The 23,150-nt window shown below is 69.7% G+C and carries 21 protein-coding genes and 1 riboswitch; of the genes, 7 read left to right on the top strand and 14 right to left on the bottom strand.

What is annotated here, in order from left to right; translation table 11 throughout:
- The first annotated feature begins 124 nt into the window (after positions 1–124).
- Positions 125–1,771 carry a DUF5691 domain-containing protein gene (locus AB0H86_RS33270; protein WP_362447339.1) on the top strand — a complete coding sequence of 549 codons (1,647 nt, stop codon included), beginning with the start codon at positions 125–127 and terminating at the stop codon, positions 1,769–1,771.
- Positions 1,772–1,953: 182 nt separating this feature from the next.
- Here AB0H86_RS33270 and AB0H86_RS33275 read toward each other — a convergent pair whose 3' ends face one another.
- Positions 1,954–2,370, bottom strand: coding sequence for a cobalamin B12-binding domain-containing protein (locus tag AB0H86_RS33275; RefSeq protein ID WP_362447342.1), 417 nt, complete (start codon positions 2,368–2,370; stop codon positions 1,954–1,956).
- 425 nt (positions 2,371–2,795) lie between these two features.
- Here AB0H86_RS33275 and AB0H86_RS33280 point away from each other — a divergent pair, with 425 nt between their 5' ends.
- Together AB0H86_RS33280 and AB0H86_RS33285 are read left to right on the top strand one after the other, a co-directional pair.
- Positions 2,796–3,665 (top strand): alpha/beta fold hydrolase, encoded by an 870-nt coding sequence (locus AB0H86_RS33280; protein ID WP_362447345.1) that lies wholly within the window; start codon positions 2,796–2,798, stop codon positions 3,663–3,665.
- A gap of 251 nt (positions 3,666–3,916) precedes the next feature.
- Positions 3,917–5,512 carry a M23 family metallopeptidase gene (locus tag AB0H86_RS33285; protein ID WP_362447348.1) on the top strand — a complete coding sequence of 532 codons (1,596 nt, stop codon included), beginning with the start codon at positions 3,917–3,919 and terminating at the stop codon, positions 5,510–5,512.
- Positions 5,513–5,577: 65 nt separating this feature from the next.
- Here the strand turns inward: AB0H86_RS33285 and pcrA are convergent, their stop codons facing one another.
- The gene (gene pcrA, locus AB0H86_RS33290; RefSeq protein ID WP_362447351.1) at positions 5,578–8,064 is read right to left on the bottom strand and encodes a DNA helicase PcrA; all 2,487 of its coding nucleotides are present in this window, start codon (positions 8,062–8,064) and stop codon (positions 5,578–5,580) included.
- 418 nt (positions 8,065–8,482) lie between these two features.
- Positions 8,483–8,652: riboswitch (cyclic di-AMP (ydaO/yuaA leader) on the top strand.
- A gap of 7 nt (positions 8,653–8,659) precedes the next feature.
- Here pcrA and AB0H86_RS33295 point away from each other — a divergent pair.
- Positions 8,660–9,850 carry an NlpC/P60 family protein gene (locus AB0H86_RS33295; protein WP_362447354.1) on the top strand — a complete coding sequence of 397 codons (1,191 nt, stop codon included), beginning with the start codon at positions 8,660–8,662 and terminating at the stop codon, positions 9,848–9,850.
- 118 nt (positions 9,851–9,968) lie between these two features.
- Here AB0H86_RS33295 and AB0H86_RS33300 read toward each other — a convergent pair whose 3' ends face one another.
- Positions 9,969–10,322 (bottom strand): hypothetical protein, encoded by a 354-nt coding sequence (locus AB0H86_RS33300; RefSeq protein WP_362447357.1) that lies wholly within the window; start codon positions 10,320–10,322, stop codon positions 9,969–9,971.
- A gap of 464 nt (positions 10,323–10,786) precedes the next feature.
- Here AB0H86_RS33300 and AB0H86_RS33305 point away from each other — a divergent pair, with 464 nt between their 5' ends.
- A complete protein-coding gene (locus tag AB0H86_RS33305; RefSeq protein WP_362447360.1) occupies positions 10,787–11,854 on the top strand; it encodes a C40 family peptidase in 1,068 nt (355 codons plus the stop codon).
- A gap of 26 nt (positions 11,855–11,880) precedes the next feature.
- Here AB0H86_RS33305 and AB0H86_RS33310 read toward each other — a convergent pair whose 3' ends face one another.
- The gene (locus AB0H86_RS33310) at positions 11,881–12,669 is read right to left on the bottom strand and encodes an alpha/beta fold hydrolase (protein ID WP_362447363.1); all 789 of its coding nucleotides are present in this window, start codon (positions 12,667–12,669) and stop codon (positions 11,881–11,883) included.
- Positions 12,670–12,696: 27 nt separating this feature from the next.
- A complete protein-coding gene (locus tag AB0H86_RS33315) occupies positions 12,697–13,320 on the bottom strand; it encodes a LysE family translocator (protein WP_362447366.1) in 624 nt (207 codons plus the stop codon).
- A gap of 109 nt (positions 13,321–13,429) precedes the next feature.
- On the opposite strand from AB0H86_RS33315, the gene AB0H86_RS33320 reads away from it, so the two are divergent.
- Positions 13,430–14,365 carry a LysR family transcriptional regulator gene (locus AB0H86_RS33320; RefSeq protein WP_362447369.1) on the top strand — a complete coding sequence of 312 codons (936 nt, stop codon included), beginning with the start codon at positions 13,430–13,432 and terminating at the stop codon, positions 14,363–14,365.
- A 76-nt stretch (positions 14,366–14,441) separates the two neighbouring features.
- On the opposite strand, the gene AB0H86_RS33325 is transcribed toward AB0H86_RS33320, so the two are convergent.
- The 5 genes from AB0H86_RS33325 to AB0H86_RS33345 all read right to left on the bottom strand — a co-directional run bounded on the left by AB0H86_RS33325 (position 14,442) and on the right by AB0H86_RS33345 (position 17,479).
- Positions 14,442–14,822, bottom strand: coding sequence for a hypothetical protein (locus AB0H86_RS33325; protein ID WP_362447372.1), 381 nt, complete (start codon positions 14,820–14,822; stop codon positions 14,442–14,444).
- A complete protein-coding gene (locus AB0H86_RS33330; protein ID WP_362447375.1) occupies positions 14,819–15,103 on the bottom strand; it encodes a ribbon-helix-helix protein, CopG family in 285 nt (94 codons plus the stop codon). Before AB0H86_RS33330 ends, AB0H86_RS33325 begins: the two co-directional genes overlap by 4 nt.
- A gap of 80 nt (positions 15,104–15,183) precedes the next feature.
- Positions 15,184–16,149: a hypothetical protein gene (locus AB0H86_RS33335; RefSeq protein ID WP_362447377.1), complete on the bottom strand. Its 966-nt coding sequence runs from the start codon at positions 16,147–16,149 to the stop codon at positions 15,184–15,186.
- A gap of 269 nt (positions 16,150–16,418) precedes the next feature.
- Positions 16,419–16,664 carry a DUF397 domain-containing protein gene (locus AB0H86_RS33340; RefSeq protein WP_362447380.1) on the bottom strand — a complete coding sequence of 82 codons (246 nt, stop codon included), beginning with the start codon at positions 16,662–16,664 and terminating at the stop codon, positions 16,419–16,421.
- Positions 16,661–17,479 (bottom strand): helix-turn-helix transcriptional regulator, encoded by an 819-nt coding sequence (locus tag AB0H86_RS33345; RefSeq protein WP_362447383.1) that lies wholly within the window; start codon positions 17,477–17,479, stop codon positions 16,661–16,663. Before AB0H86_RS33345 ends, AB0H86_RS33340 begins: the two co-directional genes overlap by 4 nt.
- A gap of 131 nt (positions 17,480–17,610) precedes the next feature.
- Between AB0H86_RS33345 and AB0H86_RS33350 the strand changes: the two genes are divergently transcribed.
- Positions 17,611–18,069: an ATP-binding protein gene (locus tag AB0H86_RS33350; RefSeq protein ID WP_362447386.1), complete on the top strand. Its 459-nt coding sequence runs from the start codon at positions 17,611–17,613 to the stop codon at positions 18,067–18,069.
- A 79-nt stretch (positions 18,070–18,148) separates the two neighbouring features.
- On the opposite strand, the gene haaN is transcribed toward AB0H86_RS33350, so the two are convergent.
- The 4 genes from haaN to haaT all read right to left on the bottom strand — a co-directional run bounded on the left by haaN (position 18,149) and on the right by haaT (position 23,121).
- Positions 18,149–18,622, bottom strand: a complete 474-nt coding sequence (gene haaN / locus AB0H86_RS33355) for a cyclophane-containing RiPP N-acetyltransferase HaaN (RefSeq protein ID WP_362447389.1) — start codon at positions 18,620–18,622, stop codon at positions 18,149–18,151.
- A gap of 84 nt (positions 18,623–18,706) precedes the next feature.
- Positions 18,707–19,873 (bottom strand): FxsB family cyclophane-forming radical SAM/SPASM peptide maturase, encoded by a 1,167-nt coding sequence (locus AB0H86_RS33360; protein ID WP_362447392.1) that lies wholly within the window; start codon positions 19,871–19,873, stop codon positions 18,707–18,709.
- Between the two features lie 13 nt (positions 19,874–19,886).
- Complete coding sequence (gene haaA, locus AB0H86_RS33365; RefSeq protein WP_362447395.1) at positions 19,887–20,075, bottom strand: HaaA family cyclophane-containing RiPP peptide; 189 nt, start codon at positions 20,073–20,075, stop codon at positions 19,887–19,889.
- 148 nt (positions 20,076–20,223) lie between these two features.
- Positions 20,224–23,121 carry a cyclophane-containing RiPP biosynthesis TPR protein HaaT gene (gene haaT / locus AB0H86_RS33370; RefSeq protein ID WP_362447399.1) on the bottom strand — a complete coding sequence of 966 codons (2,898 nt, stop codon included), beginning with the start codon at positions 23,119–23,121 and terminating at the stop codon, positions 20,224–20,226.
- Between the last annotated feature and the right edge of the window lie 29 nt (positions 23,122–23,150).

A 23,150-nucleotide genomic window follows, 5' to 3' on the forward strand; every position in this document is an offset into this window, starting at 1 on the left:
CCGTCCCGGTGTCCCTCCCATTGTCCCGATCTGCCACGCATGTCTCCCGGCTCACGGGACACCCGCATCAAGTGACCCTTCAACCACTTCCCGGCGCCCCAGGGAGTGGAACGGAAAGGAACACATGACCAGGACTTCCGCTCCTGTGGACGCGCCCACGCCGGGCGTCTGGGAGGAACTCGTCACGGCGGCCCTGCTCGGAACGGAGCGACGCACCCCACCGGGCTGCCCGCCCGGCCGGGAGGCACCGCTCGCCCTGCTGGACGCGGCGGCCGCGGAAACCGTACGGCGACGGGCAGGCCTGCGACCGGGACGGGCGGCCCGGCTGCCGGAACCGGTGGGCGAGGACCCACGCCCGCCGCTGCCGGCCGCGGCGGCCCGCCGGCTGGCGATGCTGCTGGCCGACCGCCCCGGCACGGGCGGCGGTGGCCGCCGGGGTACGGCACCGGACCTGATGGAGTTGCTGCCGCAGTGGCTCGCGACGGCCAACACCCGCGGTTTCGCCGCTCCCCCCGAGCAGTTGCCGGCCCTGCTGGACGCGGCGCGGGGGCGTACGGACCTACGGCCGTCGGCGCTGACGTTCGCGGGGCCACGCGCGGTGTGGCTCGCCCGGCTGAACCCCGACTGGCGGTTCGCCCTGCGTGCGACCCCGGGCGGGGGCACGACGCTGCCGCACCCCGAGGACACCGAGAAGATCCGACAGCTGTGGCAGGAGGGGCTGTTCGCCGAGCGGGTCGCCCTGCTCTCCGCGATCCGTGCCCGTGAGCCCGCCGCCGCGCGCGAGCTGCTCGCGACGACCTGGGCGACGGAACGGGCCGAGGACCGGCTGATGTTCCTCGACTCCCTGCGCACCGGACTGACGGCGGGCGACGAGTCGTTCCTGGAGCAGGCGCTCACCGACCGCAGCCGCAACGTACGGGCGACGGCGGCGGAGTTGTTGTCGGCGCTGCCCGGCTCGGCGCTCGCCGCGCGGATGGCGGTGCGGGCCGGGGCCTGCGTGGCCGTCGACCACACCGGGGACGCACCGACCCTCTCGGTCGAGGCGCCGCACGAGTGCGACGCGAGCATGGAGTGCGACGGTGTCGTACCCAAGCCCCCGGCGGGGCGGGGAGAACGGTCGTGGTGGTTGGGCCAGTTGGTGGAGGCGGCACCGCTCGGAACCTGGCCGGGGCGGCTCGGTGGCCGTACGCCCCAGGAGATCGTGGCGCTGCCCGTGGCGGACGGCTGGCAGGGCGAACTGCACGCGGCCTGGTGCCGGGCGGCGGTGCGACAGCGGGACGCCGAGTGGGCGCGGGCCCTCCTCGGGGCGTCCGCGGCACCCGAGGCCGGCGGCCCCGGAGCGGTGTCCCTGGCCGAGCGGGCCAAGCTGCTCGGCACCCTGGGCGCCACCGAACGGGCCGAATGGGTGGCCAGGTTCATCTCGGCCCACGGACTGTCCGAGGCGTTCCAACTGCTCGGTGTGTGCGCGGTGCCGTGGGCCGCGCCGCTCGGCCGGGCCGTGGTCGACGCGCTCAACATCGCACGAGACGCGGGGAGTTACCCATGGAGCTTCAGCGGAGTGATGGGGCTGGCGGAGCGCTGCCTCGATCCCTCCGAGGCGAGCCGCCTCAACGGGCTGCTGGCGGTGCCGGACGAGACGGAGAACGCGAGCCCCGGGGCCGGGGGGTACTGGGCGGAGGCGTTCCAGCGCCTGGTCACGACGTTGCGGCTGCGGGCGGCGATGCAGGAGGAACTGGGGGTGGTGCGCCCCCGCAGCGCGTCCGGGGATTGAGGCCCGGGCCGGTCGGACCGGACGGGGAGCGTGGAGGCGGGGCGAGTGGAGGCGGGGTGAGTGGAGGCGGGGTGAGTGGAGGCGGGGCTCCTGGGAACCGCTGCCCCTGCCCACCCGCGCGGACCTACGACCGCCCAGGCATGTCGGGCGTCGAGAGCCCGGCCAAGATCTTCAGTGCCTCCCTAGGCCCCCGCGGGCTCCTGTGCGTTCGCGCGCACCCAGTCCACGATCGACGCCGTCGTCGCGCCCGGGGTGAAGATCTCCGCGACGCCCTTCTCCTTCAGCGGAGCGATGTCCGCCTCGGGGATGATCCCGCCGCCGAAGACCAGGATGTCCTCCGCGTCCCGCTCCTTGAGCAGGTCGATCACCGCGGCGAAGAGGGTGTTGTGCGCCCCGGACAGGATGGACAGTCCGATGGCGTCGGCGTCCTCCTGGATCGCGGTGTCGACGATCTGCTCGGGCGTCTGGTGGAGCCCGGTGTAGATGACCTCCATACCGGCGTCGCGCAGCGCCCGCGCGATCACCTTGGCCCCGCGATCATGACCGTCGAGCCCCGGCTTGGCCACCACGACGCGGATCGGACCGGCTGCCACACCCATCACTGCCTCCATGAAGCGACTACATCCATCCGTACGGATTCATCCATCCATACCGACAAGTACCGCACCAGCCGGAAAAGTGAACGACCGTTATCGCCAGCATCCCTCAACCGGCAGTTTCGCGGAGGATACCGAAGGGGAAATCACACGATGGGACACGTTCGGGAGCCGCTACGAGGTCGCCTCACCGCCGCGCCGCAGGCCGCGCGCCGCGGCGGTGAGGCGTATCGACTTGGGCGCGAAGGGCACGCAGGGCAGGTAAGGCACGACAGCGGGGAGCCTCGTCGCCACACCGGCAGGGAGCCTCACCAGGCCATCGGACCGACCCGCCCCGCTCGCGCCCCGTCGACGACCTCCGCCGCGCCTCCCCACAAGGGCACACGGGGTAGGGAGCAGTCCTCCCGCGCGCCGACAGGAGGTCGGCCATGAAGGTCACCAGGGCAGCGCTGCCCCTTCTTCCGCTCTGCCAGCGCCTGCTTCCGAGCAGACTGGCGGGCTTCTCCCTGACACTCCTGAAGGCGACCGCCCTGGAGATCGCGATCCTCGCGGGCCACCTCCTCCTCTATCCCTCCGGCATCACCCAGGAGCGCCGCGCCCCCGTGCCCCCCATCCCCGCCCCGGAGGACAGCGCGACCCAACTGCCCAGGGAGGCCAAGCCGCCGGTCGTGCTGCTGCACGGGTTCATCGACAACCGCTCGGTGTTCGTCCTGCTGCGCCGCAGCCTCGCCCAGCACGGCAGGCAGCAGATCGAGTCGCTCAACTACTCGCCGCTGACCTGCGACATACGTACCGCGGCAGCGCTGCTCGGGCGGCACATAGAGGAGATCTGCGAGCGCACGGGCAGCCGGCAGGTCGATGTCGTCGGGCACAGCCTGGGCGGCCTGATCGCGCGCTACTACGTGCAGCGCCTCGGCGGTGACATCCGGGTGCGCACCCTCGTGACGCTCGGCACCCCGCACTCCGGCACCCGGGTGGTGCCGCTGGCGAACGCGCACCCGATCGTGCGTCAGATGCGCCCCGGCTCGGAGCTGCTCGAAGAGCTGAACCGGCCCTCCCCCGGCTGCCGGACGCACTTCGTCAGTTTCTGGAGCGACCTGGACCATCTGATGGACCCGCTGGAGACCGCCTGTGTCGACCACCCCGACCTGACCGCGGACAACATCCGGGTGACCGGGATCGGACATCTGGCCCTGCCCGTGCACCCCGCCGTCGCGGCCGGGATACGGCGGGTTCTCGACGCGGCGCGCCCGGGCGAGGAGACCGCCGCGCGCACCGACGGACTGACGGTCGCGTAACCCGGCGAAGGAGCGACCCACGACCGTCCCAGCCGGCCCGCACAGCAAAAAAACAGCCACCCGACAGCACATCAACATCGAACACGCTTCGAACGCAGGGCCAAACCCTCGTCCACAGTCCCCCGAAACACGGCCGATTGCCCGTTTCCTGCGCGCGGGAAACCTGCCGAAGATTGTCGTGCCCGCATACCGCCGGGTACAGTCGCCGCACTGCTCTGGCAGCCCCTGTTGTCGAGGCGAAAGAGAAGTTGGTGAACGACCGTCACCCGTCGGGGATCACAACCACCCCGGCTCCGGCTTCCGACGCCGCCTCCACGCACCACCCGTCCTACGGCGCCCAGGAAGCCCAGTACGGCGACTTCACCACCTACGGCGGCTATGACGCCCCCGGTTTTGACGCCTCGGGTTCCCTGAACCCGGGTTTCGACGCCGGCGCCCATGCCACGGCGACCTTCGAGTCGGACCCCCTCTTCGGCAGCCTTCCCGGCGACGGCACGGGCTCGTACGACTCGTCGGCCTGGCCCACGGGCGGTCACCAGACCCTGAACTACGACATATACGCGGCGCAGCACCACGCCACCTACGACACCGGCGCGTACGACAGCACTGCCTGGACCGGCGAGCACCAGCAGCTCTCAGCGATCCCGCCGCAGGCCACCGGCCCCGACACCAGCGGCCAATGGGACGCGAACGCCTGGCTCCAGCCCGGCCAGTCCGGCGGCCCGGCCGACCAGACCCAGCAGTGGGAATGGGGCACGCAGGCCTTCGACACCGGGGCGTACGACGCCACGCAGTGGAACTCCGACGGCCCTCACGCCGCGACCGGCACCGAGGAGTACGCGCCGCACGGCGAGCCCTTCGAACAGCAGGCGACGGCGACCTTCGACCAGGTCACGTACGGCGAACCGACCCCGGGTGACGGCGAGTTCATCGGCGACGGCGAGTTCACCGGCAACGCCGAGCTGCCGGACGGGTCAGAGGCGTCGCCCGCGTCCGACTCCGCCCACTCCCCGTACGCCGCTGACTCCCCGCACTCCCCTCTCCTCGACGACCAGGAAGAGGTCGCCCCGGCCCCGGCCCCGTCCTCCCGCGCCGCCTCCCGTAGCGGGTCCCGGTCCCGCCGCCGTGTGCCCGCCAAGCGGTCCGCGCTGCTGACGGTGGCCGTTCCCTCGGCGTGTGTGATGGGTGTCGCGGGGATCGCCGCCGCCTCCGTCGGCACGATGACCGGCGGCGACCAGGAGACGGCGAAGACCCTTTCGGACGTCAGCGCCGTGCAGCCGGCCGCCGCGAACAACAAGCTGGACACCCAGTTGCAGAGCCTCTCCGCCGAGGCGGACGACTTCAGCGACCGGGTCAGCCGTACGCAGGAACGTATCGACCTCAAGGCCCAGCAGGCGGCGGAGAAGAAGCAGGCGGCCGCGGATGCGGCGCGTAAGGAGCGGCTGCGCCCCAAGTACGCGCTGCCGGTCGCCCAGCAGGGGCTCAGCGCCTACTTCGGCCAGTCCGGCGTCAACTGGATGTCCGTGCACACCGGCATCGACTTCCCCGTCTCCTACGGCACGACCGTGATGGCCGCGACCGACGCCACCGTGCGGACGCAGTGGAACAGCGCGTACGGCAACATGATGATCCTGATCGCGAAGGACGGCACGGAGACGTGGTACTGCCACCTCTCCAGCTACCGGGTCTCGTCCGGTACGACCGTGAAGGCCGGCGACCCGATCGCGTACTCCGGCAACTCCGGCAACTCGACCGGCCCGCACCTGCACTTCGAGGTACGGCCGGCCGGCGGCGCGGCGATCGACCCCCTGCCGTGGCTGCGCAGCCACGGGATCAACCCGACGTAGGCACCACAACTCCCCCTGTGCCCCGCTGAGCCCCGGCCGTTCGGCCGGGGCTCATGGCGTGAGAACTACAGCTTCTCCACCGGCGCGTACCGCAGCAGCAGTCGCTTCGGCTTCTCTTCCCCGAAGTCGACCGACGCCTCGGCGTTGCCGCCCGTGCCCTTCACGGCCACGACCGTTCCGAGCCCGAACTGGTCGTGGGTGACCCGGTCCCCGACCGCCAGCGCCACCACCGGCTTCTCCGAGCCCCGGCGGGTGGCGAAGCCGGACGCCCCGGACGCCGACGAGCGGGAGCGGGACGACGACAGCGAGGCCGCCACCCCGGACACCGGGCCGGAGGACACCGGTGATGTGGCGCCGGTCCGCTTCCAGTCGACGTGCTGCGGCGGGATCTCCTCCAGGAAACGGGAGGGCGGGTTGTACGACGGCTGCCCCCACGCGCTCCGCAGCGACGACCGTGTCAGATACAGCCGTTCCCGCGCGCGCGTGATGCCGACGTACGCCAGCCGGCGCTCCTCCTCCAGTTCCTTGGTCTGACCGAGGGCACGCATGTGCGGGAAGACGCCGTCCTCCATGCCGGTCAGGAACACCACAGGGAACTCCAGGCCCTTGGCGGTGTGCAGGGTCATCAGGGTGATGACTCCGGAGCCGTCCTCGTCCTCGTCGGGGATCTGGTCGGAGTCGGCGACAAGGGCCACCCGCTCCAGGAAGTCGGAGAGCGAACCGGACGCCTCCCCCTGCGCGGCCTCCTGTTCGAACTCCAGGGCGACGGCGGCGAGTTCCTGAAGGTTCTCGATCCGGGTCTCGTCCTGAGGGTCGGTGGAGGCCTGCAACTCGGCCAGGTAGCCGGTGCGTTCGAGCACCGCCTCCAGGACGGTCGCCGGGCCCGCGCCGGAGTCGACGACGGTACGGAGGTCCTCCATCAGCGTGTTGAACCGCTTCACGGCGTTCGTGGAGCGCGCGGCCATGCCGTACGCCTCGTCGACCCGCTTCAGTGCCTGCGGGAAGCTGATCTTCTCCCGCTGGGACAGGGCGTCGATCATCGCCTCGGCGCGTTCGCCGATGCCGCGCTTGGGCACGTTCAGGACCCGGCGCAGCGGTACCGAGTCCTCCGGGTTGGCGAGGACCCGCAGGTAGGCCAGGACGTCCCGGACCTCCTTGCGCTCGTAGAAGCGGACGCCGCCGACGACCTTGTAGGGCAGGCCGACGCGGATGAAGATCTCTTCGAAGACACGTGACTGGGCGTTCGTCCGGTAGAAGACGGCGACATCGCCGGCCTTCGCGTCGCCCGCGTCCGTGAGGCGGTCTATCTCGTCGGCGACGAACTGCGCCTCGTCGTGTTCGGTGTCGGCGACATAGCCGGTGATGCGGGCGCCCGCGCCCGCGTTGGTCCACAGATTCTTGGGGCGGCGGGACTCGTTGCGCTCGATGACCGCGTTGGCCGCGGTGAGGATCGTCTGCGTCGAGCGGTAGTTCTGCTCCAGCAGGATCGTCGTCGCGTCCGGGTAGTCCTCCTCGAACTGGAGGATGTTGCGGATGGTCGCGCCGCGGAACGCGTAGATCGACTGGTCGGCGTCACCGACCACGCACAGTTCGGCGGGCTGGAGGTCGTACTCGCTGGGCGGCACGTCCACCGGGTGCTCGGAGATGCCGACGAGCTCCCGGACCAGGGAGTACTGGGCGTGGTTGGTGTCCTGGTACTCGTCGACGAGGACATGCCGGAAGCGGCGGCGGTAGTACTCGGAGACGTCCGGGAAGGCGCGGAGCACATTGACCGTCGTCATGATCAGGTCGTCGAAGTCGAGGGCGTTCGCCTCGCGCAGCCGCGACTGGTACATCGCGTAGGCCTGGGCGAGGGTCTTCTCGAAGCCGTCGGTGGCCTGGGCGGCGAAGTCCTCCTCGTCGATCAGCTCGTTCTTCAGGTTCGAGATCTTGGCGCTGAAGGACTTCGGCGGGAAGCGCTTGGGGTCGAGGTCCAGGTCACGGCAGACCAGGGCCATCAGACGCTTGGAGTCGGCGGCGTCGTAGATCGAGAACGAGGACGTGAAGCCCAGCCTCTTCGACTCCCTGCGCAGGATGCGGACGCACGCGCTGTGGAAGGTCATCACCCACATCGCGTTCGCGCGCGGGCCGACGAGCTGCTCGACGCGCTCCTTCATCTCGCCCGCGGCCTTGTTGGTGAAGGTGATCGCGAGGATCTGGCCCGGATGCACGTTCCGCTCGCCGAGCAGGTACGCGATGCGGTGCGTGAGCACACGGGTCTTGCCCGAGCCGGCGCCGGCCACGATGAGCAGCGGGGCGCCGGAGTGCACGACAGCCTCGCGCTGGTTCTCGTTCAGCCCCTCCAGGAGCGCGGCCGGGTCCACCGCCGGGCGGGGGGCGCCGTCGCGGTAGTGCGTGTCCCGGTCCGGCGGCGCGTCGAACTTCCCGCCGAACAGATCGTCCGGAACGGGCTCCGGTACGTGATCGTCTTCGGGCGGCGGCGGGGGTTCCTCCTCGTGCCCGCGAGGGGTCTGGAGGTTCGCCAGGAAGCTGTCATCAAAGAGGCTGCTCATCGCCCTCCGAGTCTAGGACCCCCCACTGACAGCCCGCCGCCACCCCGAGAACATCGCCGGAATCCGGCGGCGGGCGCGGACCCCGAGGATCTTCCGGTGCCGGCCGCCCGGCAGCCTCCCACCCTGCGGGGCGAAGCCGTCACGGTCCGCGATCGACCAGGCCGGTCACGAAGGGGCGGACGTCACCACTCCGACGAAAACACGTGTAAGCCGATGCATATAGCTTAGATCGCGTATATCACTCAGATCGCTTCAGACCGTTTCAGAGCACTCCGGATCGACCACGACCGGCGACGTCCTGACTGAAGGTCACGAAAATGTATCGGGCATATCGAACATCAACCTTCACAGCGGCCACACGAGTTGGCTACCGTGCCGCACAGGCCGTACGACCCCCACCGGCGAACCTCGCCGGGCCGCGCGGCCCCCGCCGAATCCGCAGCGCCGCCGCGCGACTGGAACCGGGGACCCACCGAACATTGGGGTGAATCGGCCCAACTCCCTCTGGGACAAGGCCGTAGGGCAACCCTTCCTAACCACCCGCCCGAACCCGACAGCTAACTCGGTAGGCGGAACGTGGAAGGAGTCGCCTCCCTTGGCGTCGCACCGCAAGTCGCGTCCTCCGGGTACGCGCGTAGCAGGCATACGGACCCCCGCCCTCGCCACGGCGGCCCTCACCTCCGTCGCCCTGCTGTCCCAATCGGCGCAGGCCGCCCCCGTCGACGACAGACCCAGCCTCGAAGAGGTCGAACAGAAGGTCGACGACCTCTATCGCCAGGCGGAGTCGGCGACCGACAAGTACAACGCGGCCAAGGAGAAGACCGGGAAGCAGCGCAAGCGCGTCGACACCCTCCTCGACGACGTCGCCCAGCGCACCCAGAAACTCAACGAGGCACGGGAGGAGCTGGGTTCCTTCGCCGCCGCCCAGTACCGCACCGGCGCCTCCGCACCCGACACCGCGACCTTCCTGCTCGCGGACTCCCCGCAGGACTACTTCGACCAGACCCAGCTGATGGGTCGGCTGACCAACAGGCAGAAGGGCGCGGTCGACGACTACACCGTCGAGCAGTCCGCGACGATGGAGAAGCGCAAGGAGGCCACCGAGAGCCTTCAGTCGTTCACCGAGTCGCAGGGCGACCTGAAGACGGCCAAGGCGACCGTCCAGAAGAAGCTCGCCGGCGCCCGCGCCCTGCTGTCGCAGCTGACCGCCGAGGAGAAGGCGCGGCTCGCCGCGATCGAGGAGAAGAAGAAGCAGGAGGCGGAGCGCAAGGCCGCCGAGCTGGCGGAGCAGCAGGCCGCGGCGGAGCAGAAGGCCCGGGAGGAGGCGGCTCAGCAGCAGGACAGCGGCTCCTCGACGGGCTCCACGTCGTCGGGATCCTCGTCCACGTCCGGCTCCGCGTCCGATTCCGCGCCCGACGCCTCGTACGCCACCAAGGCCGAGAAGGCGCTCGCCTTCGCCCGCGCGCAGATCGGCAAGCCGTACGTCTGGGGCGCCACAGGCCCCGGATCCTACGACTGCTCCGGCCTCACCCAGGCCGCCTGGAAGGCCGCCGGCGTCTCCCTCCCGCGCACCACCTACGATCAGGTGAACGCCGGCACCACGGTCGCCCTCTCCGCCGCCCAACCCGGTGACCTGGTCTTCTTCTACGACGACATCAGCCACGTCGGCGTGTACATCGGCAACGGCATGATGATCCACGCCCCAAAGCCGGGCGCGTACGTCCGCGAGGAGTCGATCTACTACGACGGCGAGTCGTCGATCTACCGCGTGGTGCGACCGGCCTGACCCTGCCCATCCGGGGGCGGACGGCGTTCGTCCGCCGCCTCCTCCGGAGGCGGGGCGGCTCTCCTGCGGCTCGGCGCGGGCGTGGTCCTGTCGGCCTACGCCGCCACCCGCGCGGAGGTCACGTCCACAGCACCGCGATGAAGATGTTCGCCGTGGTCAGCGCGCCCACCAGGCCGAACATGCTCTTGTCCACCCGCTCGTCGTCCCGCTTCACGTAGACGAGGCCGAGGATCACGACCAGCAGGGCCAGCTTCACGCCGATCTTGATGTTGTTGACGGGCTGGTCGTCGGCCTGGTTGAGGCCTACCAGGATCGCGCCGGTGACCAGCATCGTCAGGGCGCCGTGCAGCATCGCCGGGACGAAGCGGGCGGTGCCCTGGCCCATCGCCTTCATCTGGGTGAGGAAGCCGCCGAGCAGCGAGGCGATGCCGATGATGTGCAGGCCGACGAAGAGATGGATGAGTACGTCCATGAGGCCGGAGCCTAATCAGGGGTGCGGGAGGCATCTGACACCGGGCCGCCCCACTGGACCGGATCTTGCCCGACCAGATCTTGCATATATGCGGCCCATAGCACCTGGCGACTCCCCTGTGCCGCGGATTCCTCACCTCGGTCATCGCTCTGCGTGAAGTCGACGACGCCAATGGCGGATCACGGTCACATACGGTCACCAGACGGCCTACACGCGGCACTTCCGTACATCGCGTTACCGTGCCGTCACAGTCCGGTTTAGCGTCCTCAACCAGGTGACCGGCTCCCCACCGCCGCCCGGGCCAGGGGCGGCAGTCGGCCACCACCGCCGAGAAGTCCGGCGGCGGTCCGTTCCCCCTGTGCGGGCCGCCGCCGGACGCGTCATCCGCCTCCGGGCGGCCGTACGTCCGCTCCGCTTGGCGTTCGTACGGATGAGGCGGTCGTACGAAAGGACGTGCAGTCCAGTTGGCAGCGCACCGCAAGCCCCGACAACGTTCGGTCAGCGGCAACACGGCCCGCACCGCGGCGACGATCGCCCTCGCGGGCGCGGCGACGGCGACGGGTTTCGACGGGACCGGACACGCCGAGCCCCAGCTGACGCCGACGCAGGTCAAGGCGAAGGTGGACAAGCTGTACCAGGAGGCGGAGGTCGCCACCGAGAAGTACAACGGCGCCAAGGAGAAGGCGGACAGCGCGGAACAGCGCCTCTCGACACTGCGGGACGAGGCCGCGCGCCGGACGGAGAAGCTCAACTCGGCGCGGGACTCGCTGGGTTCGATGGCCAGGGCGCAGTACCGCGACGGCGGCCTGGATCCCGCGCTGCAGCTCGCACTGTCCGACGACCCTGACCAGTACCTGGACGGGGCCGAGTTCGTCGAACGGGCCGGCACCCGGCAGGCCACGTCCGTCGCGAACGTCCGCGGACAGCTGCGGGAGATCGAGCGGTTACGCGGGGCCGCGCACATCGAGCTGACCTCGCTGAAGTCCCGGCAGGCTGAGCTGAAGCGGCACAAGGACACGGTCAACGGGAAGCTGGACACGGCCCGACAGCTGCTGTCCAGGCTGCCCGCCGAGGAACGGGCCCGGTACGGGGCCGGCGGCGACGGGGCCCGCGCCGCACGGTCCGCCGGCGCCGCGCGGGACACCCTGAAGGCGACGGGGACGGCCACCTCCGAGGCACCCGACTCCCGTGCCGCGGCCGCCGTCTCCTTCGCCTACTCCAAGCTGGGCAGCCCCTACGTGTGGGGCGCGACCGGCCCCGCCGCCTTCGACTGCTCGGGCCTCATCCTCGCCGCGTACCGCTCCGCGGGCGTCTCCCTACCGCGCACCACCTACGCCCAGATCGGCGCCGGCCAGCGCGTCTCCCGCTCCGAACTACGCCCGGGCGACCTGGTGTTCTTCTACTCCGGCATCAGCCACGTCGGCCTGTACGTGGGCAACGGCCAGATGATCCACGCCCCGAACCCCTCGGCCCCGGTACGCGTGGCACCGATCGACGAGATGCCGTTCGCGGGGGCTACGCGGGTGGCGTGAGGTGGCGTGCGCACTCCGCGCTGTTCTCACAGCTTGTGCGCGGTGGTGAGGAAGTCCAGGACGAGGGGGCCGGCGTGGGCGCGGAACTCCTCGAAGTAGGCGTGCCGGGCTTCGGGGATCAGGTGGAGTCGGGCGCCCGGGATGCGGTCGGTGAGCAGGGGTGCGTTGGCGGTGGGGTTGAGCAGATCGTCGCTCCCGTGGACGACCAGGGTGGGTGCGCTGACGTCCGGGAGGATGTCCCAGGCGTCGTGCCGGTTGCTGGCCGCGAGGTGGCGGCGCCGGGCGTAGGTAGGCATACCGGGGTCGCCGAGGGTGTGGTGCGGGCCGGGATGGGAGGCGAGCCACTGGGGTGTGTACATCAGCTCCAGCAGGGCCTGTCGCGCGGCTCCAGGCTGAGGTTGCGCCAGGGCTTGGCGGACGTCGTCGTCCCGTTCGACACTGTGCGGGCCGCCGGGTGAGGTGCAGCCGAGAACCAGGGCGCCCACCCGGCGGGGGTGACGGGCCGCGAGTTGCTGGGCCACCCGTCCGCCCATGGACGTGCCGTAGACGTCGGCCCGGTCGATGCCGAGTGTGTCGAGGACGGCGATGACGTCCTGGGCGAACAGTTCGGTGCTGTAGGGGATGTCGGGCTTGTCGCTGGCGCCGGTGCCGCGGTAGTCGAGCGTGAGGGTGCTGCGAGCGGGATGGAAGTCGGCGCGAATCGCGTCCCACCAGTGATGGTTGTTGGCCTGGCCCGCCAGCAGAACCAGCGGCGTCCCCCGGCCCTGGAGCTGGTAGGCGATGCGGGTTCCGTCCGGTGTCATCGCGTGCGTCATCTGCCGGAAGAAGTACCGGCCCGGCCCTCAGACACCGGCTGCCACCGCGGCGCCCAGCCCAAGCAGGACGACGCCGGTCGTCACACTGAGCCCCCGCAGGACCGTCGGCCGTGATACCAAGGCGCGCCCTCGGCCGACGGCCCAGGTGAGCAACAGGTACCAAGAGGCACTGACGAGCGCCCACAGAGCTCCCAGGGCGACGGTCGACAGGAACACCGGGCCCTTCGTCGTCACGAATTGGGGCAGCACCGAGACGGCGAACACGCCCGCCTTCGGGTTGCCGAGGTTGGTGCTCAGGCCGGTGAGGTATCCGCCCCCGAAGCCGGTGCGGCGCCCGCCCTCGCGGGGCGGACGGGCGGCGACGGTGGTGAGCGCGGTCCGCAGCGTGTTCACCCCGAGGATCATCAGCACGATGCCGCCAGCGATCCGTAGCACCGCGTACGCGCGCGGGCTGGCCAGCAGGACAGCGGACAGCCCGGCCGCGGCGGCCGTGGACCACAGCAGGAAGCCGGTGGCGTTGCCCGCGAGCGTGCCTCGGACTGTGCGTTGCCCGCCTTCCAGAACCTGCCGGATCATCATGGCTGTACTCGCGCCTGGCAGCATCGCCAGCAGCAATGTGGTGGCGATGAAAACGGGCACATGCGTAGGCATGGGGAGAGAACCCTTCCAGGGACCGCGGCCGATGGGTGCACCACCAGGCTTCCCCTCCCGCACCTGTAAGAGAAGTTAAAAGAGAAGGGTGCAGCGTTAGGATTAGTGAATGGTGGTGGACCCGGCGCAGCTGCGGCTTCTCGCGTTGATCGAGCGGCACGGCTCCTTGACGGCGGCGGCTCACGCCCTCCAACTCACGCCCGCGGCGGTCACACAGCAGGTGGTCAAGGCCGAGCGCGACTGGCAGGCACCCCTGGTCATCCGTGGTCCTCGCGGAGCAACGCTCACCGCGGCCGGTGCGCTGCTCGCCTCCCACGGTCGAACCGTGATGGAGGCGTCGGACACGGCCGAGGCGCAACTGGCCGCACTGCTCGGCCACCTCTCCCTACGGCTGCGGATCGGAACGTTCCAGGCGGCTGCCCTGCACCTGCTGCCACCCGCCCTGACGGCCCTGCGGCACCGCCATCCGGACGCCGACGTCTCCGTCGTAGACGTGGTGTCCGGACGCGGAGCGGACGAGATCAGCGCGGGGCGCCTGGACGTGGCCATCGTCGCGTCGTGGGGCACGCCGCTCGCGCCGCCCCCACACGTACGGGCACACTCGCTCCTGTTGGACCCGATGGTCGTGGTTCTCCCCGATGACCATCCGCTGGCCACCGGGCAGCCCGCGGACACCGAACTTCACCTGGAACAACTGCGCGACGAATCATGGGTTTCCATCCTGGCCAGCCATGCCGCCCGCGAACAGTTCCACGACGCTGCCCGCGAGGCCGACTTCACTCCCTCCGTGCGGTTCGAGACCGAGTCCTACGACGTTGTCCAGGCCCTCGTCGGCACGGGCAGCGCTGTGGCTCTGGTATCGCGCTTGGCCCTGACCCATGCGCCCGGCACCACCCATCGCGAACTGGCCCACCCCAGGCCCTACCGCCAGCTCTACGCCCTGACCAAAACCGACGCCGGCCTCACACCACTCGCAGACATGCTCATCGGCCTCCTACGCGATGTCGCCCGCGACATCACCGCCACCTGGGAGGCTCCCGCATAAGATCGGCGATCCGCTCCCGCAGTGCCTGGCGCGGGTCCGTGGTGACTGCTTCGATCATTCGCGACGGTTGGGCAGGTCATCCCGTCAAGGGCAGCACCGGCACGCCGAACCCGCGATACGCGCCAGGCTCCGTGGTGGCGACTTCCCAGCCGGTCGCCATGCTCACCGCGGCCACGTGTACGGCCGACCACCCCTGCTCGGGGAAGAGCGTGGCCGCGATACGCCCCATGGTGTCGGCGACGATCCGGTCGACCGATGCCACCTCCACGGCGGGAAGCTGAGCCAGGTGACCCGCGATACCGGGGCGACTCCTCGTCGCCTCGGCCAGGCTGAGAGCTGGAACCACCACCGTGTACAGCGGGTCCTCATGCGCTGCCACGATGAACCCGGACAGCACGCGATGCCCGCGCCCGAGGGCAAGTAGACCGTGATGGTCCAGAATGACGCCGTCGCTCACGCCGCCGTGCCCTTGCGGCGGGCGTCGGTGCGGGCCTTGCTCGCGGCCAGCATGCCGCGCGCCTCGACGAGCTCCTCGTCCGTCAGCGCCTGGCCGCCGAGCAGGGTTTCCTCGACGTACTCCCGTGCCTGTTCGGCTCGCCGCCGGCGTTCGACACGGCTTCGCAGGGTCTCGTTGATCACGGCTGAGATCGAGGTCGCCTCGCCTGCCTCGACGAGCCGCTGCAGCTCTTCGAGCACGTCCGGGTCGAGAGTGACGGAGATGGGCTTCTTGGCTGCCATGATGCGAGGGTATCGCATGGTCATGCGAGAGACTCCTATTGAGGGTGATGGACAGGTTGTGGGCCGTGCGCGGAAACGGCTCAAGCGCGCAGCGGCATACGGATCGTCCCGCGCACCTGTGCGGCTCGGACATGCACTGCCGTCGGGGGTAGCGCCCGCGGCGCCTCGGCCGTGGTGCCGCCGCGGCAGGCCCGGCAGAGACCTCCGGGCAGGGCCTCCGGGCGGCCGGGGACGCGGCACTCGGTGCACTCCATGATCAGCCGTGCGCGGAGAGAGGGGCGTTCCTCCGGGGCTGGCAACTCGGGCGGCATCTTGTCGCGCAGTCTCCGGTGCACGAGGGCGCGGGGTGAGTACACCGGCTCGGGGAGCCCGGCAACGAGGGACTGCGTCAGGCTGGCCGGTGTCGCGCCACGGGCGAGCCATGCGGCGGCAAGTTCTTCGAGGGCGGCACAGTCGGTGGCGGAGAGCGCCAAACGAGGTTCGGTGCGGCCGAGTTGGGCGAGGGTTTCGTAGGCGACGGAGGAGCGCGGCCGTACTGCGGGCTGCGGTGCGTCGGCATCCTCGGCCTGGTTGGGCTCCGGGGCCGGTACGTCGCCGGGGGCCACCGGAGCCGCAGAGGCGGGGCATGTCTCTGCTGGAGTCTCGGGCTGCGCCTCACTCGGTACGTCACCGGCGAGGAACCGGGCCCACCATTCGCTGTCACGTGCGGTACGGGACCAGTAGGTGTGGAACACCCAGCGGGTCACGCCATCGGCGCCGTCACCGGTAGCCCCGCCTTCCGCTCGGCGGCGTACGCGGCGGAGGTGACCGGCCCGGGACAACTCGTTGAGGGCGGTGCGGACAGCCTGTTGGCCGTAGAGGGGCAGCGCCTTGGCGAGGGTCTTGGCGTCCATGGCTGCGCCCTGGGGGAGCCGGTCGATGAATGCGGCGACGTAACGCTCACGGGGCGGAAGGTGATCGAAGCAGCCGGAGCGGAACGGGAGTTGGTCCGGGGCGGACCGTTTGCCGTAGCCGGGGTTCGCCATGGGGTGTGCGGGCGCGGGCATGGCCGCGTTAGGGTCTTGGTAAGCCACGAGATCGTCCACTTCGATCTTTGGGTGAGACCCCGGTCTGGTGCTGGTAACACCTGCCGGGGTCGTTTGTTGCTGCGAACGCTAGACGTTCGCCACGGCGCGTGGCAAGCCGGTCACGAAAAGTCATGTGCGCTGGTATGCGCGGGGGTTGGGAGGGAGGGTGGGTTGAACCCAACCGCCCATTCCTCACAAACAGAGCTCGGGTCTCGGCGCCCGAAGCACGGGGTTCAAGCGCCGACGACTCAGACGCTGCGGGCGTTGGCGACGAAGGCAGTCCAGGCGCTGGCTGGAACCGCGAGCTGGGGGCTCCGAGCGCCGAGTTTCGAGTCTCGGACGTGGATGGTGTGGGGGCAGGGGGCTACTTCGAGGCAGTCGCCACCCTGGCTGTCGCTGTGGCTGGACTTGTGCCAGTCGAGGGCTACTTCGAGGCAGGCGCCACCCTGGCTGTCGCTGTAGCTGGACTTGTACCAGATCAGGCGTTCGCTCATCGTTCCTCCGCCACCTTTCTGATGAACGTGGCCGACTCTTCCACGCTGAGGCAGTGCATGCGGATCATCGCATGAGCCTGAGTCAGAGCACTCAGCTTGCCGGGGCTCGCATGCAGCACGCTGACCTCCGGCGCCTCGATGTATCCATAGTGCTCGTGCTCGGGTGTCTCCAACAGAACGATGCTGCCGTTGAGAGCAACTCCGCTACACCGCCCGAAGGGCAGGACCTGAATGGACACATTGCGTGGTCCACCCACGGCCAAGAGGTGCTGGAACTGTTCGCGCATCACCTCCGCCCCACCGACGCTGGTACGCAGAGCCGCCTCGTAGATCACGAAGCCGTACATCACTCCGACCTTGCGCCGCAGTGCGTCGGCCCTACGGAGTCTGGCTGCCACACGTTCGTTGACCGTCTCATCATCAAGAGGAGGTGAGCTGTCGCCGATCAGCGCTCTGGCATATCCCTCCGTCTGCAACAAGCCTGGAATGAGCAGCGGTTCATACCAGGAGACGGCAATGGCCTCGGCCTCAAGCGCCATGAACTCCTGCGACCGCGCCGGGAACGGCTCCGGCTTCAGGTAGTCCTGCGCAGCGACGAGCTTCCCACCGGCCCCACACACCTGATCGGCGATCTGCAGCAACCGCAGCGTGGGCCGACGGCGGCCGTTCTCCATGGACTTGACGTACTCGTAGTCGTATCCGGACTCCTTGGCCAGCGCCTCCCGCCCGATACCGGCTTCCGTACGCCACAGCTTGATCTGGCTGCCGCAATACCGCCACGCGATCGGCGGCTGGGAGTTCACCTCGGTCGACACGCACACCTCCGCCGGGTCCACGACAGGTACAACCACCCGCTGTACCCGCGCCGTTACTCGTGAGGCTACGCGCGCCCCGGGACCGTGATCCCACGAAACGTCAGAACATCGACGCAAGGGATGAACAGCGCATGCAGACCCCGTGGCCCCCGCTCCCCACGACGGCCGCCCCGAAGGACATCGAGTGGCGCCTGCCGCGTCACGCGCGAAGCGTGAGCAGGGCACGCGCGCTGTTCCGAGAACAGGCGGTGTCCTGGGGCCTGCCTCAAGACGTGACGGACACGACCGAACTCCTTCTGAGCGAGCTGATGACAAACGCGTACCGCCATGCGAAGGTCCCGGCCGACCGCGAGATCTGGGCGCGCTGCGTGGTCACCGAAGACCGGGTCCGGGTAACGGTCACCGACGCGAACGCCACGCTCCCGACGCCGAGCGCGGCATCCTCGGACGACGAATCGGGCCGAGGCCTGGCACTGGTGGCCACGCTGGCAGACAACTGGGGCGCGGCCCCTCGCGAGCACGGCATCGGCAAGACGGTCTGGTTCGAACTCGATTGCCGGCTCCGCGGCCCACACGGCGACGAACCGTGACGCAAAGGATCTAGCGCACCGCGCGAGTTCGAAAACCCTGCATGTCGCCACCGAGTGGTGAACTGAGCGCCGAGTCCAATCAGGGCTTGTCGGTGAAGACCTGGTACACGATTTTCCCGTTGAACTCCGCGAACCCGAGCGACTTGTAGAAGGCGCGCGCGCCAGGATTGACGCGGTCCGTCATCCACTCGACACGGCTGCACCCGGGACGCGCGGCGGCTACAGCACGGATTTCGTCCATGAGGCGGGCGCCGACGCCTTGCCGGCGGAGGGTGTCGCGGACGTAGAGCTCCTTGAGGAAGAGGGAGTGCGTGGAGCCGGCGCTGGGCCAGAGGAACGAGTAGGCGGCGAGGCCGACGATGTCGCCGGTTTCGTCCTCGACCAGGAGTGCGGACGCCAGGGGCGGGGAGCCGAAGAGGGCCTCCTCCACCTGGGCCCGGCGTTCCTCGAACGGCTGGATCTCCGTCGACTCGTAGAACCGCTCGATCTCCTCGATCAGCTCGGCCACGGCCGTTACGTCCCGCTTGCCGGCGGGCCGAATCGTCACGCTCATCGGCATCTCCCGTCCTTTCTCAGTCTCTTCGGTCGCTTCACTCACTCGCTCCAACGCACGATTCCATCGTGGCCCACAACACGGTTACGGCGGCGGAGCATCCGACGCGTGGGTGTCCTCCCAGCCGTGTCGGCGCAGCGAGCCCTGGACGTGCCGGATGACGTACTCCAGGTCCGCGCAGTAGACGGAGCGGTTGCGGTAGCCGCGGTCGGCGCTGAAGCGATGTGGGAGATACCCGCCGCCGCAGACGTCCACCAGCGGGCAGCTCTGGCACTGTTCGGCGAGCGCGGCCTTGCCGTACTGCCGGTGCATGAGCTTCGGATGCCGAAGGGCATCGTCGAAGGACTGGTGGAAGACATCGAGCCCGAGCCAGGAGGCGCCCTCCTCGACGGAGCGCAGGGTATCCACGCCCTCGATGGTGCCGTCGGACTCGACGACGACACTCGTCGGCGGGGCCAGGCCGAGGGTCTCCACCGAGCCGCGCACGCCGGAGCTGAGTGCCACGATGTCTTCCAGCATCCGGACGCTGTGCTGGTACTCGGGACGGGCGATCCAGGCGTCGTACACCCGGCTCATCCACAGCCCGTACTCGTTGGGCACGCTCGGGTCGCGGCGGTGCGGCGGGTCGTCGTGGGTCCCGTGCGGCAGGCCGAAGTCGATCACCGGCGGCTCGAAGGAGGCCAGGTAGTCGTGGACTTCCACGGGGTCGTTGGCCAGGTCCACGACAGCGAGCAGTCCCGCGAACAGGTGCGGGCGGGAGCGCAGGAGTTCGATGCCGCGCACGGTGGTGGCTGAGCTCGACCGTCCGGCGTGCGTCAGCCGGTGTCGGTCGTTCGCGGCCGACGGCCCGTCGAGACTGACGCCCACAGCAACCTCGTACTGCTCGAAGAGGTCCAGCCACGCTTCGGAGACAAGCGTGGCGTTGGTCTGGAGCTCGAAGCGGACCTCCGCGCTGTCCGGGATCGCCTCCCGAACGGCGTCCAACAGGTCAGCCGTGTGCCGGGGGCCGGCGAGCAGCGGCTCCCCGCCGTGCAGCACGACATGGACAGTCGACAGGCCGTGCGTCCTGACGTGGTCGCCGATCTGTCGGGCCGCGGCTCGGGCTACGTCCAGGTTCATCCGGGCGGGCAGGTGTCGCGCCGCCTGGTCCTTGGAGTTGAAGACGAAGCAATAGTCGCAGTCGATGTTGCAGCGGTTGGCGACCTTGAGGATGAACGTCCGGAAGGGGGCGGTGTCTTCGAGCAGGGTCATCGAGCGACAGCGCTCAGACAGGCCAGGGCCAGATGAGCGAGGCCGCGTGGGAACCGTCGCCGACACGGTTGGTGGCGGCCTGCTCGACTGCCAGCCTCTGCCGTACGCGGGCGGCGACGCGGTCCAGGACCACGTTGTCCTGCGCGGCCCCACCGGTGGCGGCCGTGGCGTGCGGTGCGGGAACGGATGTGCGTGACGGCATTCAACGCTCCTCGTGCTGCGTGATGGACGTGCCCGGGGGCCGACGTCGGCACGGTGTGATGGCGGTTGAAACGACAGATCGGCTCGCAACGTAACAGCTCCGCCGCTCACCGCGACATACAGAAACTGGTCACGTATTTCGCTCCGACTCACCCCGCCTGCGACACCAAAAGCCGCTCGATGTCGTCGACCACCGCGCTCACGCCCAACTGCCGGTACACGGCGACCGCTTCCCTCAACGGCCCCCCGGCCCGGGCGGGCCCGTGGGTCCCCCACTCACAGCGGCCGATCCCCTCCAGTGCCCTCGCCTCCTCCAAGGGACAGCGAACGTCCCGGGCCAGCACCAGCGCCTGCTCAAAGCATCCACGCCCTGCCACCGGATCACCGGTCGTACGCAGAAGGGCTCCCCAGTGGTTCAGCACCTCCGCCTCGCCGCAGCGATCACCGAGCTCACGTAGGATTTCCACGCTCTGCCGGAGCCCCTCGACGGCACCGTCCTGTGCACCGACGAGCCCGCGGGCAACGCCCAGCTCGCTCAGCGAGACGGCTTCGCCGCCGCGGCTGCCGAGATCGCGATACGCCTCCAGAGCCTCCTCCAACACACGGATCGCCGCGGCAGCGTCCCCGGACAGACGATCAAGCACCCCAAGATGACGGATGCTGTTCGCTCGGCCGAAGCGGTCGCCGAGATCGGTGTAGTGCTCCAGCGCCTGAGCATGGACATCGCGGGCACCTTCGAGATCACCGGTGAGCCGCCGTACCACGCCCAACTCGTTGAGGGCATACGCCTGGTGGTTCCGGTCGCCCAACTCCGCGTAGATGTCGAACGCTTCGCGGTGCCGCCGAGTGGCCAGGCCGTACTCGCCCAGGAGACAGTGCACGATGCCGAGGTCCCGGAGAGAGTTGGCCTCTCCATAGCGGTCGCCGAGCTCACGATAGATGGACAGCGCTTCGGACTGTGCCTCGACCGACGCGTCGAACCGGCTCGTCTGCCGACGCACCATGCCGAGGTCCGCGAGGCAGTTGGCCTGTCCGTGCCGGTCTCCCAACTGGCGGTAGAGGGCAAGAGCCTCGGTCTGGGCGCGGGCACCGGCTTCGTTGTCCGCAGTCAGATACCAGACGATGCCCACCTGGTTGAGGGCGCCCGCCTTGCCGCGCCGGTCGCCGACAGCCTCGTACTGCGTCACCGCCTCGTTCAGGGCTTCGGTTGCCTCGGGGTAGGCAGCCATGAAGCGCCGTACGACACCGAGTTCGGTCAACGCGCCGGCCAGCGCCTTCTGATCCCCGGTGTGCCGGGCGGACTCGGCCGCGGTCCGGTGCAGCCCGACGGCCTGGTCCCAGGGCCCGGCCTGCCGAAGGAATGGAGCCATCGCCGCGGCCAGCGCGATCACGAGGTCGTGCAGGGCGAGCCTCTTCGCCTCCCGGATGCAGGCCAGTACGTTGGGACGCTCGTTCTCCAGCCAGCCCAGAGCCGCCGTACGCGATTCCATAGGTGGGGTCTCCACCTGCGACGAGCGGTCTGGCGGAGGCGTTCCGCCCGCGCCGTCGCGAACGATGTGTTCGTTCGCCACGGCGAGAGTGGCCAGGTAGTAGGCGCACACACGCTGAACGGCTTGTACGTGGTCCATGCTGTCCCCTTCATCAGCCAGACCGCGGGCGTAGTCGCGTAGGAGGTCATGGAGCCGGTAGCGGCTCCCGGGGTGTTCGTCGATCAGATGGGCGTCGTAAAGCGCGTCGAGTTGCTGACGGGCGACCACCACCGGGACCGCGCCGAGCGCGGCCCCGGCGTACGCGTCGAGATCCGTACCGGGGTAGAAGCCGAGGCTCTGAAAGAAATGTTGGCGCTCTGGAGTGAGATCCCGGTACGAGAGGTCGAACGTCGCGGCGACAGCACGTTCCCCGGCCCGTAGCTCTCCCAGTCGGTCGCGGGCGGCAATCAGCCGTTCGCGCAGGTCCTCGGCGCTCCAGGACGGATGGTGCCGCAGCCGTGCCGCGAGCAACGACACCCCCAGAGGCAGGTACCCGCACAGCCGCACCAGTTCCTTGAGCACGTCACGGTCGAGGGTGTCCGCTGGCCGTCCGCTTAGCCGCATGAACAAGTCGACCGCGTGATCCGGCGGCAACGCCTCCACCGCCAGCACCACCTCCTCGTGGGCAGCGAGCCGCTTGCGACTGGTCACCAGAACCAGACAGCCGCTCCCGCCGGGGAGCAGAGGCTCCAACTGCCGGTAACTAGCCGCGTTGTCGAGGATGAGCAACGCCTTCTTCCCTGCCAGCCGACTCCGCCACATGGCGGCGCGCGCCTCCGTGATCGCACCCACGTCGTCGCCGACGGGTATCTGCTGAGTCGGCACGCCGGCCGCCGTGAGAAGCGAGGCCAGTGCCTCGGACGCCTGCACGGGATTGCGGCCCGTCGTGTGCCCGTTCAGGTTCACGAAGAGCTGCCCGTCGGGGAACCGCTCGGATAGCACGTGCCCGGCGTGTACCGCGAAGGTCGTCTTCCCGACGCCAGGCATCCCGTCGATCACGTGGACGGGCAGGGACTCCTCGTTCTCCTGCGCGGCGCGCACCGAGCTCACCAGTGAATCCAGCTCGGCGGACCGGTCGGTGAACGCCGTGGTGTCGCGGGGGAGTGAGCGGAGGACCAGTGCGGCGCCGGGTGGCCCTGCCCCGTCATCCGGGCGCACCGCTGGGTCCGGATTCCGGCTCGGTGTACTGCGATCGTCCAACGCGGCAAGTACCGCCGTCAGCCCGGCCGTGACGACCGCAAGCATGACGAACGACAGCCAGGGGTGCGCCTGCAGCCAGCCCAGCCAGGAAGGCCAATGCGACTGCGCTGACACGGCGTTCGTGACAAGGCCCGCGAGCATCGTTGTCACCGCGCCGACGCCGGCGACGACGGCAATCGCTGCCCCCCGCCGCATCCTCACGTGCGTACTTTCAGCCAGCCCACAACACGCAGGTCCGCTCTCGGCACGCAGGCCACCCCCAACTTCGAAACCCAGCCCAACTCCCCAAGCGGACCAGCCTTCATGGGCCTTGGTCAAGGTCATCTCCGCGCCATCACTCCAAAGGC

Origin of the sequence: Streptomyces sp. NPDC050997 (genome assembly GCF_040660135.1) — a bacterium.
Taxonomy (GTDB): Bacteria; Actinomycetota; Actinomycetes; order Streptomycetales; family Streptomycetaceae; genus Streptomyces.